At 36.3% G+C, this 12,965-nt stretch carries 10 protein-coding genes; 4 read left to right on the forward strand and 6 right to left on the reverse strand.

Annotation, left to right across the window (positions count from 1 at the left end):
- Window positions 1–6: 6 nt before the first annotated feature.
- A complete protein-coding gene (locus GFS03_RS06180; RefSeq protein WP_181443801.1) occupies window positions 7–1,836 on the forward strand; it encodes a glycoside hydrolase family 15 protein in 1,830 nt (609 codons plus the stop codon).
- Between the two features lie 107 nt (window positions 1,837–1,943).
- Here the strand turns inward: GFS03_RS06180 and GFS03_RS06185 are convergent, their stop codons facing one another.
- A complete protein-coding gene (locus GFS03_RS06185; RefSeq protein WP_153422996.1) occupies window positions 1,944–3,374 on the reverse strand; it encodes an MFS transporter in 1,431 nt (476 codons plus the stop codon).
- Window positions 3,375–4,040: 666 nt separating this feature from the next.
- Between GFS03_RS06185 and GFS03_RS06190 the strand changes: the two genes are divergently transcribed.
- The 3 genes from GFS03_RS06190 to GFS03_RS06200 all read left to right on the forward strand — a co-directional run bounded on the left by GFS03_RS06190 (window position 4,041) and on the right by GFS03_RS06200 (window position 6,560).
- Window positions 4,041–4,637 (forward strand): haloacid dehalogenase type II, encoded by a 597-nt coding sequence (locus GFS03_RS06190; RefSeq protein ID WP_153422997.1) that lies wholly within the window; start codon window positions 4,041–4,043, stop codon window positions 4,635–4,637.
- Window positions 4,638–5,072: 435 nt separating this feature from the next.
- Window positions 5,073–5,714 (forward strand): MBL fold metallo-hydrolase, encoded by a 642-nt coding sequence (locus tag GFS03_RS06195; RefSeq protein ID WP_153422998.1) that lies wholly within the window; start codon window positions 5,073–5,075, stop codon window positions 5,712–5,714.
- Window positions 5,715–5,759: 45 nt separating this feature from the next.
- Entirely contained in the window at window positions 5,760–6,560 is an 801-nt protein-coding gene (locus tag GFS03_RS06200) for an acyl-CoA dehydrogenase family protein (RefSeq protein WP_153422999.1), read from the forward strand.
- Here the strand turns inward: GFS03_RS06200 and GFS03_RS06205 are convergent.
- From GFS03_RS06205 to GFS03_RS06225, 5 genes are all read right to left on the reverse strand, one after another.
- A complete protein-coding gene (locus tag GFS03_RS06205) occupies window positions 6,546–7,844 on the reverse strand; it encodes an ATP-binding protein (protein WP_153423000.1) in 1,299 nt (432 codons plus the stop codon). The genes GFS03_RS06200 and GFS03_RS06205 overlap by 15 nt on opposite strands.
- Before the next feature lie 816 nt (window positions 7,845–8,660).
- Window positions 8,661–9,095 carry a MaoC family dehydratase gene (locus GFS03_RS06210; protein WP_153423001.1) on the reverse strand — a complete coding sequence of 145 codons (435 nt, stop codon included), beginning with the start codon at window positions 9,093–9,095 and terminating at the stop codon, window positions 8,661–8,663.
- A gap of 29 nt (window positions 9,096–9,124) precedes the next feature.
- Complete coding sequence (locus GFS03_RS06215) at window positions 9,125–10,216, reverse strand: acyl-CoA dehydrogenase family protein (protein ID WP_153423002.1); 1,092 nt, start codon at window positions 10,214–10,216, stop codon at window positions 9,125–9,127.
- 79 nt (window positions 10,217–10,295) lie between these two features.
- Window positions 10,296–11,525 carry a TldD/PmbA family protein gene (locus tag GFS03_RS06220; RefSeq protein ID WP_153423003.1) on the reverse strand — a complete coding sequence of 410 codons (1,230 nt, stop codon included), beginning with the start codon at window positions 11,523–11,525 and terminating at the stop codon, window positions 10,296–10,298.
- Window positions 11,518–12,897 (reverse strand): TldD/PmbA family protein, encoded by a 1,380-nt coding sequence (locus GFS03_RS06225; protein ID WP_153423004.1) that lies wholly within the window; start codon window positions 12,895–12,897, stop codon window positions 11,518–11,520. Before GFS03_RS06225 ends, GFS03_RS06220 begins: the two co-directional genes overlap by 8 nt.
- Between the last annotated feature and the right edge of the window lie 68 nt (window positions 12,898–12,965).

The raw sequence follows: 12,965 nt of genomic DNA on the forward strand, positions 1-12,965 counted from the left end.
ATTCTCATGCTTTTATCTTTTCTAAGCCCATTTTTAACGTTCTCTGCTACAGCTTCCCAACAATACTATTCGCCATCTTATCTACTATTGAACAATTGGGAAAACCAGTCCATTTGGATAGTAACTGGAGTACCAATACCGAATCCCCAAATTAATGGATTTCCTCTCTTTAATACATCCATAAGAAACTTCTACATTGGAGAATATGGTATAGTTAACCTTACCGTGAGCTTCAGCATTATGACAACATTAGCCTATTTGAATCTTGATAACACTGTTAATCTAGTATCAACTAATGGAAACATCTCTATAATTATGCCACCTAAGACTCCATATATTCTACTTCTTTTTAATGCCAACTCGACAACCTCAATTGACATTGTCACTAATACTACAATAGCAATAAATAGTTCTACGATAATTGTAAACACCACTCCTCAGATTTACATTGTCACTAATGCGAGCTACCTTATTCAAAACAAGATCTTAAAAATAAACGTTCACAAGGGAGAATGGTTTATAGAGTTAAGTGTTGGACAAGAGCCTAATTTTAACGTATCGGGGTTAGTTAAATTAAACGAAGTAGAGGTTGAAAGATGGCTTAATGCATCTAAGTTACCAAATGGCTTACCAAACAATTTATTGAAAGAATATTATCTTTCACTTCTACTAATTAAAGACGATCAAAACCCATATCTAGGGACATTTGCGGCTTCACCCTCGCCAATTTATTTGTTTTCTTGGGTGAGGGATTCAGCTTTTAGTGCTATGGCCTTACAATTGTCTGGACATTACAACTCTGCTTTAAAGTTTTGGGTATGGATGAGTCACGCTGAACAATTGCAACCCGGAGTTTGGTACACTAGGTATAATTTCTATACCGGCAATCCTGATACTACATTCGGTATACCAGAGCTTGATGGAATAGGATTATACGAAGTTGGGGTTTTTGAGTATTATAATATAACTCATAATGTAACATTTCTCAAACAGATATTACCTACTCTCGATAAATCCGTGAATTATCAGATTAAAGAGATAAATGGGAGCAATTACCATCTGCTTCCTCAAGATCTAAGTGTATGGGAAGATAGAGATGCGTATCACTTTTGGACAGAAGCTTTTAACGCTCTTGGATTAAAAAGCGTAGCTGAAATGTATAAGGCACTAAACTTTAGCAATTACACTATAATTCTAGGCGTAGAGAAGGAATTAAATCAGAGTATCTTGAATGATTTCTGGAACAACAATTATTTTGCCTCAGCCTTAGGAGTTTCTGTCGAGTTTGAGGGAGGAAAAAGCGAGACGGTATTAACGTCAGAACCCCCATCTGTAGATTCTGCCACATTACTGCCAATTGATCTTGGTTACCTTCCTCCTACTTCCAATTATTCAATTTCAAACTTTAAACTAGTAAATAAAACACTCTTCCAAACTGGCGGACTAGCCAGATTTCCTTACGATATGTATCACTACTCCCAATCCCTTTACGACGCTACAGCACCTGAACCTCCATGGATAATAACCACACTATTTGAGGCCTTATACCTAGAACAATTAGGCAATAACAATCAAGCACTTAACTTAATGTATTGGGCATATGATCACTCACAACATGGCCTTTTACCAGAAGCCATAGATCCTAAATACGCGTACCCCTTACCTACGACTTCGCCGTTAACCTGGTCATCTGCAATGTTTGTAATGGTAGCATTAAACTATAGACCTACGATTAGCGGTCAGATTACAATATCAATAATTAGAGATTATGTAGTATTGGGAGTTGTGATAGTAGTAATAGGTATAATATCTGTTATAATGTTAAGAAGAAAATGAAGCGAGCTAGGTATGGAGTAAAAGTTCAGGAAATCGTAGACCATAAAAATAGTATTATTCATAAGAAGAACTTTTTCAATATTCATTATACAAGGACTTTATTAAACTCACTTACTTTCTATACTCTTAGCTACTTGAGCCCTAACCTCTTTTCCTCTTATCGCAGATAACACTAATGCTAGTGCTAGTATTCCCAAGGAAACGTAAAATGCGGCCTTTAAGCCCGTCAGAAACGCTGAAGCAACACCACCTATGAGATTTGAAGTTCCAAGGAAAACCTCAAAGGCCACATATCTGGGAACTACAATAGAGGATATTGTAATTGCTATTGTATAGCTGATTATACTCCCTAAATTTGCTAATGTCCTTGCAAGTCCAGATGCACCACCATAAAATCCCTTAGGAGCATTTGCCATAATTGCACTATTATTAGCTGGGAAGAATAATGAAGAACCTAAGCCTCCGATTATAGAAGCTAATATTACGATAGAGAGAGGTGTATTCAAGGAGAGAGTGAGGTAAATTAAGACAGCTATTAACATTAACCCAACTCCTATAGTGGCAGGTATTCTAGCACCTATTTTATCAGATAATCTACCAGTAAATGGAGCTACTAGACTAGCTAAGACATAACCAGGGACAAGAAGAAGAGACGCATTAAGGGGAGATAGACCTCTTATGCCTTGTAAATACATAATTACAATAAACGCAGTCGCTAAATAACCGGTACTTTGTAAGAAAGACGCAAGCAATGAAAACGTGAAGACCCTATTACCCTTAAAAGCCCTTAAATCAATTATTGGGAATTCATGGCCTCTCTCTAACCAGAAGAATATTAGCAAAACTACTAGACCGAGAGAAATCAAGACAATATTTAAAGTCCTAATTCCATATCCAGCAATGTCAACAGCGCCGTAGACCATAGATGACAATGCAAATAATAAAGTGACCATTCCAACGATGTCCAATTTGACCTTTCTAGTCTCTAAAGTTTTAATGTATCTTAAACCCAAGATAAGTGCAACAATTCCTATTGGTACGTTAATGTAGAATATATAACGCCAACCAACGAAGGTAGTAATAAATCCGCCTAGCACTATACCTAACGTAGCTCCTGCGTTCCAACCAATTGAAGTATATCCATAAGCCCTCCCTCTTCTATTTGGAGGAAAAATATCTGCTATTATCGCCCCAGCATTAGCTTGCATCATCGCTGCCCCTATACCTTGAATTCCCCTAAATGCAACCAAAGAAATCGCATTGGGAGCTGCTCCACATAATGCTGAACCTAATGTAAAGATTGCGAAACCTAAATTGTAAAATTTAGCCCTTCCATATATGTCACCTAACCTTCCTAACTGTGTAGTGAACACTGCTATGACTAGTAAATATAAGATTATTACCCAGATCATAGTAAATAGGTCTGCGTGAAGTTCTTCAGTTATCGATGGGATCGCTAAAATTACTATCGTGGTATCAATTGCTGACATCAAAGTTCCAAAGATGAGAACTAGAAGTGCTAGATTGCTTGAGCTCATAACTAATAGTTAAGACTCTAACTATTTATGTTTTCCTATTTGTGCGGATTCAAATAAAAATTATGATGAGATAATTTCGCTCCTTAACGCAAGTCTAGACTCTACTTCCCTTAAGTTTTAGGGAAAAGTTTAGCAAATGGAGAGTATAATAGAATATTTCGCTATTTATTCAGCATTTTAAGTATATAGATAAAAATCTTGTCCTATTCACATTTTTAGTCTCTATTCTTACTATTTTTACTATGTACATAGGAAATGGTCGTAGCGGTATATTGAGCGTAGTTTGACGTCATATCGTTAATTTTAGGCACTCAAACATTTCTGGAAAAGATTTAGGTGAATTTGACGAGTTAACCTCCAGTTAACTGGACAAGACAATACTAAAGCCTAAACTCCAGTGGAAATTGGGGTACTTTCAATCATACAGTAAATTGAAAGTAATACTTCCCCAGCCATTTCTCCAAAAACTTTAACCATTTGATATAGCCCAAACAAGCTATAGTTTTTCAGTATTATTAACACAAATGAAATACTTGCATCCCTTCATATAAAATACAATGATATCTGTAACAGCTATTCCTACTATCCTAATATCACACTGGATAATTGGGTTGGTTAAGAGATATTTAGAATTGCTTATATACACATAAAAGCATAATAAAAGATATGGGAAAAGAAAAGAAAATACTGGCGTTTGACCTATATGGTACAATTTTAGACCTATCGTCAGTTTCACAAGAGATGAGAAGAAAACAGTTAGAATATACTTGGCTATTGACCATAATGGGGAGATATGTGGATTTCGATGAGATAACCAAGATGGCAATAAGATACACTCTAGGAGAGGACAAAATGGAGGAGGAATTAAATAAGTGGAGAAATCTAAGGGCGCATCAAGATTCAATCTATTTAAAGGACATCTCCACAATAGCTGATATTTACATTTTATCCAATGGTACGACTAAGACTATAGAGGAACTTTTGAAGCTTAATGGTCTGTTAAGCTATTTTAAAGGAATATTTAGTGCAGAAAAGGTAAAGGAATATAAGCCCTCACCTAAGGTCTACAAATACTTCCTTGAGGCAGTTAAGGGAGAGGCATATCTGGTCTCATCAAATCCATTCGATGTTATTGGTGCTAAGAATAGTGGAATGAAGGGCATATACGTTAACAGGAGAAATATGCCATTTGACCCGCTAGGCTATGAACCAGATGTTGTGGTCAAAGATTTCAAGGAACTATATGAATGGTTACAAAGATGAAAAGTATAGCTCTTAAATGTTCCAAGATTCTCTAACAAAATACTAAGCGTTTTCTCTAAACCGTTAATCTCTAGTCTTTTTATATACCTTGATTATCTCCAATACTCTTCCTCTTATTTTTATATATCGAAAGGTTACCGCACTGTAACTATCCTCATAAAAGGTGCCAATAGCAATCGTATTGAAACTCCATACTCCTCAATTCCACCAACATTATTATAGTGTAAATCTACCGATGATGATGGTAAGGGTTCCTTTTCTCTCTAACTAAGATATCCTAATAATAATATAGATATGTTACTGTTGCTCCCGAAGATTTCACTTCAGTTACGAGATCGACCATGTTTCCCTAGCTGAGGAGAGTATCGCTCTTCCCCTCAACCAATTAACCTATATAGGTAATTCATATTAGGCATTAACTACTAATTATCTCCTATGAAAGTCTTTGAGATTCCTCTAAGTTTCGTTAAGGTGTTTCTAATAGAGACTAACGAGAATGGTCTGATCCTAATTGACAGCGGTACTCCCGGTAGTGGTAGAAGAGTTATCGAGGGTGTAACCAAGCTTGGGAAGAATCTTAACAAGATAAAAAGCGTCATATTCACCCATTCACACGTAGATCATATTGGAGGAGCTTACGAAGTAAAGAGATTTGTTAATGACGCTAAGTTTGGGATTGATGAGAACGGCGTTGATTATTTAAAGAACGGTAAAATAAGGGAACCAGTCCTACATTCTTCAGTGCTTAAAGTTATTTTCTCTCTTGGCAAACCTTTCTTCTTTAGGAAATTTAATGGAGTAGACGTGAATTTTGTTCTAGAGGAAGGTGAGCTGGCAAAAGGCATCGAAATAATTAAGACTCCCGGTCATACTAACGATTCCATTTCAATTTACTTGCCGGAATTGAACGCTATAATAGTTGGCGATACTTTGCAAGGTGATAAGAGGGGATTAAAGTATCCTAATATTTATGAGGACTTTGATGGGTTAAGGAAAAGCGTTGAGAAGATAAAGTCGTTTAACCCATCAATGGTCTACGTTTCGCATGGTGTTAGTTCCTCTAAGTTTTTAGTATAGTAATTTAAACCTTGATTTCTAGTTATATATTGTGGTGAAGGTTAGTTGCTTTTGGACGTTGAGACAAATGAGGATTTAGAACTGGTTAAAAACTCATTTAACGAGTTCTTAAGTAGGGAATGGAATAAATATGGGGCTAAGAAACATGAGGTTAGTAGAGATAAAATTATGGAAGTGTTCAATAAGGTTAAGGATTTGGGTATCTTCCAGTTTATCAGGGAGACTGGTTTAACAAACGCCTTGTTATTAAACGAGATTATTGGTGAGAACTTATTGCCGGGGATAGTCGCTTTTAGCTCAATGTTAGGAGTTGACTATCCTGTAAGTGTTGGTGTTAATTACGTTGCTGAGATCGATAAAGCTGAAATCATTGTTACACCAAAGGGAATTTCAAATAAAAATGACGTAAATGTTGAGGAGATAGAATCACCAGATCCTTCAGTGAGAGTTTATAGGATAGTTGAGGGAAAGTGGAGAAAATCGGATGTTGATTTTAATAAGGTAACTTTACTCGCCTCGGCTCAAATTATAGGTCATGCAACTGCTGTGCTTAAGGAGACTGTTGAGTACTCTAAAAATAGGATAGCGTTTGGTAAGCCAATTGGGTCTTATCAAGCAATAAAACATAGGATTGTTGACGATGCCTTAGGAATAGAGTTAGTTAGATCTAGGTATTTGGTTAATCCGACAAATCCAGAGAGGATATTTAGACATGCGTACAAGAAAGCCTTCAAAGCAATTCTCAATTCAATTCAGTCTCATGGGGGAATAGGGTTTACTGCAGATCTAGATTTGCACCTTCATCTGAAAAGGGTTATATTACTAGGGAAGTTATTCCAACAATAACCATTTCCATCCCTTAACCACTTTCACTACGTCATCTCCAACCTTTATCTCTCCCTCATCGTCAAAAGTTATAATGTAAGCCTTTGTCTTTCTTATCTTTAAAAACTCCTCGATACCTTTTATCTCCCTCTCTACATCGCTTAACTTGTAAGTCACTTGATATATTTCCCTTATCTCATCCTTCACTTTAACGACGAAGTCTACTTCACCCTTTCTACCCCTATAATAGAAGACATTGTTAATCCCGTATCTCCTCAAGAGTTCTAGGAATATTAGGTTTTCAAATAAGCCACCGATATTTTGATTTAACTTATATCCTAACACGTTAGATATGCCATTGTCTATGCAATACACTTTCTTATCGTATTTAGTCATTTCACTCAGCTTTGGACTTAGGGCTTTTACGAAGAAAATAAGATAGGCATTTTTCATACATTCGGTATACCTTTGGACGTTTCTAAAGGGAATATTAAGAGATTTAGATATTTTTCTAAAACGTATCTTATTCCCTACGTTTGAGATGTAAAATAATGCTAAGTTCTTAACTTCTTCCTCATTCCTTATATTGCATTCACTAATTACGTCTTTAAAAATTATATCCTCATACAATTGTAGCAATATCTTCTCCTTATCTCTCTCATTGGATACTACTAGGGGAAATCCTCCGTAGTTTAGGTATTCTGAGAACAGCGCTTTAATCTCGCTTCCTTTTGCTATCATATCTAATTCCGTTTCCACTCTAATATTCTTAAATTTCAGGAATTCTTTAAAGGATAAAGGAAAGACTTCTAGAATTAAATGCCTACCAGCTAATACCTCTCTGACGCTCTTATTGTTCACTGAAGCTGTTGATCCAGAAATCACTATATTAGCCTCCTTTCTATCTATGATCGATCGAACGAATCCCTCCCATCCCTTGATCTTCTGAACCTCATCTAAGAAAATGTACGGTTTGCTATCTTTTTCCTTTTTCCTTATCTCCTTATATAACTCATATAAAGAGAACAAATCGTTAGCAGTTCTTATATCGCCAAAGCGAGAGTCCTCAAAGTTAACTATTAGTGTATCAAATGGATCTTCTCCTTTTTCCTCTATTAGCTTTTTAACAACTTGATTAATGATTGTGGACTTTCCCGATCTTTTTACCCCAATTACCGATATTGCCAAACCCTTTTCCAATAGGTCTAACAATTGATCAGAGTAATCTCTTTCAACCCCGACGAATTGGTCCTTGTACCAGAAATTCCAATCTATTAACGCCTTTAATATTAACTCCCTATTCACTAAGAAAATCTATGGTAACTTTATAATAAGTTTGACTCTTTCTATGAGTCACTTTTAGGAATAGTTGACTCTTTTTAAAAGTCAAAATAAAAGGTATTAGGAAATTACAGTGTAGTCACTTCACAGTAACATTCCTTGACAAATTCATAGTAGCAGACCTTTGAAGACAAAGTGCAAATTAGTGTTAATGTTAGCGAGAATTAACCCGTTACCAGTTAACTAAAATACGTAAAGTTTATACATTTCATGATAACTTTTTACGCTGAAGCGCTAACAAATGGGGCGTTCTATACAAGTTAATCCGCTAATGGGGCGAATAAGAATGAATGGAACAAAGCTTCGTGACTTTGGTGAAGCCCAAGGGCTGAGGGTTAATGTCATGAAATCCTATGAAGCCAAAACCCCCAAGTAGTTTTTACTTAGAAACGAAGATATTAATAGGTATCATTCCCTAAACGAAAATGAGTATGGAAAACAGTTTTGTTAATTTAGTATAAATCACATAAAGTATCAGCTTATCTTCAATTTGACATATGATTTAGTTGTAGACAAGGAGAAGATGTAGCAATTTTTAATCTTTTTCAAAAATTTTGTTACACAATTAAAGCGTTTGGTGAAAGTGGCTTGGACTAATAAGTTTCAAATGAATGAAATTGCTGTCTATACTTCCGAAATTTTACGAAAATATTTGAGGCCTAGTATTCAAGCTAAATTCACCTAAAGTACATAGCTAAAACATGGATAATATAATGCGTAATAAAAATAATATTCATTTTTTTTAACGAAAATAACTTACTTCTTCACTTTAATTGCTATTTAACTTCTCTTATTGCACAATATTTCCATTTTTAACGTCATTACTTCTTCTCCCAATTGATTAAGCGTCCTTATTGTCAAATATACTCTACCATCCTTCTCTCTCTCCTTCTTGTCAGTAACCTCGACTACTGCCCTTAAAGTATCCCCTATTTTCACTGGTTTCTTGGCATCCATCTCTAATTTAGTTAGAGCTACAAAGCCCTCGCCAAAAGGGTCAGAAGGTAATTGATAAGTTAAGCCTACTGCAATTGAGGCTGTTAATAAACCAGGTATTATTCTACCCTTAAATCTAGTCTTTTTACCATATTCCTCATCTAAAAATAGTGGATTAAGTGCACCAGTTATTCCAGTAAAAATTACAACATCTGCATCCGTTATTGTCCTTCCTTTACTTTCCCATTTTTGTCCTACTTGAAAATCTTCAAAGAACATATTATATGAAAGAGAGAAACACAATATAATTATTTCGGAAGTTTAAGAGCTCTCTCACCAACCACATTTCTAAGAATCTCCGATGTACCACCAGCTATCGTTCTGCCTCTAGAAGCTAACATACCTAAATACCACTTCTCTTTCATTATCGTCTCCAAGTCGTAATTCGTCACTGCAATCTCGTATATCCTTTGCAATAACTCTGACGCCAAAAGCTTCAACATAGAACCCTCTACGTCTATATCCTCTCCTCTCCTTAACTTTACTAAAATTCTCCTATAAAACGCCTCTAGACCTTCAACCTCATCCTCCAACTCCTCTCTCTCCCTTACGCCTTTCAAACTTTCTAGGGCTATCTTCGACGTAAATAGCATTGTAACTCCTAACATGAACCTCTCATGATTTAAAACTGTCATTGCAACCTTCCAACCATCACCCACGTTACCTATAATGTTCTCCTTAGGAACCTTCGCATTATTGAAATACACAGTGTTAAAATCGCTCTTTCCCGTTAATTGATGTATGGGGGATACTCTGATTCCCTCTTGCTTCATGTTAAGTATAAACATCGTTAAGCCCTTATACTTATCCTCACCAGTTCTCGCTAATAGTATCATATAATCAGCAATGTGAGCATAACTACTCCAAATCTTCTGTCCATTAACTAGAAAGTAATCACCCTTATCCTCAGCCCTAGTAGTTGCTGATGCCAAATCTGAACCAGCTTGAGGTTCAGAAAAACCTTGACACCATATATCCTCAGCTCTCAATATTCTAGGTAAATACTTTCTTTTCTGCTCTTCATTTCCATGCTTTAAAATGGCAGGAGCCACTACCATTAAACCAATTGAACCCAAACTTCTACCGTATGGCAATCCAGCCCTTATGAATTCTTCATAAGCGATCACTTCGTAAATTGGATCTAAAGCTTGTCCACCGTACTCCTTAGGCCAAGTTATTCCTAAGTACCCGGCATCAGCTAACTTCCTTTGCCAAGACCTTAATTCGTTATAATCATCAAATTCTACTGTCTCAAATAGGATTTTTCTTCCCTTTAACGACTCTGGAGCGTTATTTCTTATCCATTCTCTTAACTTTAACCTATACTCCTCCTCATTCACAAATAAAAATTAGTAATTATAAAATAAAAAATTGCTCAGCCGAAGGGCTATCGTCACAGATCGGCTGAAACACGGTTCATCACGCTAGACTTAACCTAACGTCCTTGACTAAAGCGTATGGGTAAACCCCTTGCATTGGGGCATCCCACCATCTTACAGAATATCTCTCTTTAGATAACTCTACTATATTCTTTAAAATCTTCTTTAAATTATCGGCTATCCTCACCCTACCCACTACTCCAACAGGATTACCGTTCTTATAAACCACGGTAGCATCTCTAGCTACGGTTGAGAAATCGCCCTCAGCATAGTTTTGGAATCTAGTATACCATACATTGTTTATGAAAACTACGTTACCGGATAGCAGTGATTCAAAACTAGTATCACCCTCCTTAACCTCTAAATTCCACGCTGTTGGATATATCCATCCTGCATTTCCAGTACTAGGTGATTTAAAGACAGTTGATAGTTCATTATTTAGTAAAGGAGTTGTAAATACACCATTCTCTATTATAGCCTTGTTATAGGTAAACGTACCTTCATCATCGAATCCCCATGAGTTAGGTCTATCCTCCTTAGGAGTATCTAATAATGTAAACTTATCTGATCCAGCTTTTTCTCCAGGCTTTAACATCGACATCCCAGACATTATAGCGTAGCCTGAAGCCATCCTCGCAACACCCTCCATTAAATTACCCATCACTAAAGGAGAGAGAATTACGTCATATTTACCTTCAGAAATCTCGTATTTACCAGTAATTGATGCCAATTCATTAGCCTTCTTTATACTATCCCTAATTTGAGAGGGAGAGAAATTAGTTGACGAAAAAGCCCATTGCCCACTATGTTCCTTATTCTTAACCCTAAAGTAACCACTTATACTCTGATTGTTTTCCGTTCCGTTAAATCCTTTAGATGTGACCAAGGACCTTTCCACATCATCTATCGATATTATACCGTAAAGGGGATATTCTGAATTTATGAGAGATAAAAGAGGTGATAGATCGTCAAATAGTGATAAAATGTTAGTGTTATACCTAACCACTTTGTATTCTCGCTCATTTTTACTCATAATAGGGAAGAAATCTACAGGAGTTAGTTTAGGTTTCTCATTTAAATCGCTTATCCTACCTAAGAATCCTTGACTATCCTTCTTTAACGCTAAGAAATAGTAACTGTTAGTCATTCTCTGTATTGTAGCTACCTTACTCTCCACTAGCTTAATGATTATCCTTCTCATCCTTACTTTCAATAGTCCTACTTCCTCTCCCTTTACTTCTTGCACGTATTTTACCATTTCCTCATTCATTTCCCATCACCTTAATCCTAACATTTCTCAATCTCATATTAGGCCCCCCTAGCCAAACAGGTATGCCTTGATCCGGATCACCCTTACCACATGTACCCGGATAGAATACTAAAGTATTGTCGACTGCGTCAACTGCCTTTAACAATTCAGTTGTCTTCCCTTGAAAAACCGGGAAGAGAACTGGATCACCAATCTTACCGTTCTTAATCTCATAAGCCTCTAACCCAACATATCGTTGACCTAATCTCATGTCATCAATATTCCACTCCATGTAACTCTTTATATAAACGCCTTCCTTAACATCTTCTAAAAGTTCATCAAAGGTCATATTACCGGGTTTAAAGAAAGTATTAGACATCCTAATTAAAGGTTCTCTATCAAAGTTTGCAGCCCTAGCTGAACCATTGCTCTTAACGTTAAATTTACTACTACTAAACCTATTTTGCAAATATTCGTTAACCTTACCATCCTTAATTAAGTATTTAGGCCTAGCTTCAACACCCTCATCGTCTATTGTATAATAACCACCACTATTCGGTATTGTAGGATCATCTATAACAGTAACGACATCACTACCTATCTTATTATCCTTCAATTCAGCTAGATAACTTAAACCAGCCTGAGCGAATTCCCTACCTAAAACCCTATCAGCCTCGAATGGATGCCCAACAGATTCGTGAGCCATTATACCAGTTAACATATTACTCAAAACCACATCAGTAGTCCTCTCACCAAAGCTCTTACCCTTAGCCAAGACCTCAGTAACAGACCTAACTTTATCCACTATAACCTCATTTAAATTCATTCTATCTAACACTTCTAATCCACCACTTCCTCCAAGTTCATAAAACGCAGTAGCTGTCCTATTGTTTTCGTTAAGGACTAAACTCATTCCTACGTAAAGCCTAGGAACCCTTCCAACTATACGCGAACCGTTAACTATGATCTCCTTCTCTTCAACACTCTCGTCATAGAAAAATGAAACGCTCTTAAGTGAACGAAAATCTTTCACAGCTTCATATAGGTTCTTGAAGAAGCTTATCTTCTCATCAATTGACATGAGATCAAAAGGTTTGCTCTCTTTAACCTCATAACTACCCTCCTTAGGTTCAGTATTATCAAAACCCCCCTCCCACCCCTCTATCTTATACTCCTTATTATTACCATTGAGTAAATCATTCAGATTATTTGATGAAACGAAATATAGTACACCATCGTTGAAATACCTAACTGAATAGCCATCATCTCTAAACCTAAACGATCCCATCAATCTACCATTAAGAAAAGACATCCCAAACGTCGACACAACATGCCTCCTAACTTCCACGTAACGGTATCTGAACCTATCGTAAAGAGATTCCAGATCAGCCATAGTTATGATATAATTTAGTTGAATAAAAAAGTTGCCAAACTTTAACTTCATCTTCACATTAATACTTT

This window comes from Sulfolobus sp. E5-1-F (genome assembly GCF_009601705.1).
GTDB lineage: Archaea > Thermoproteota > Thermoprotei_A > Sulfolobales > Sulfolobaceae > Saccharolobus.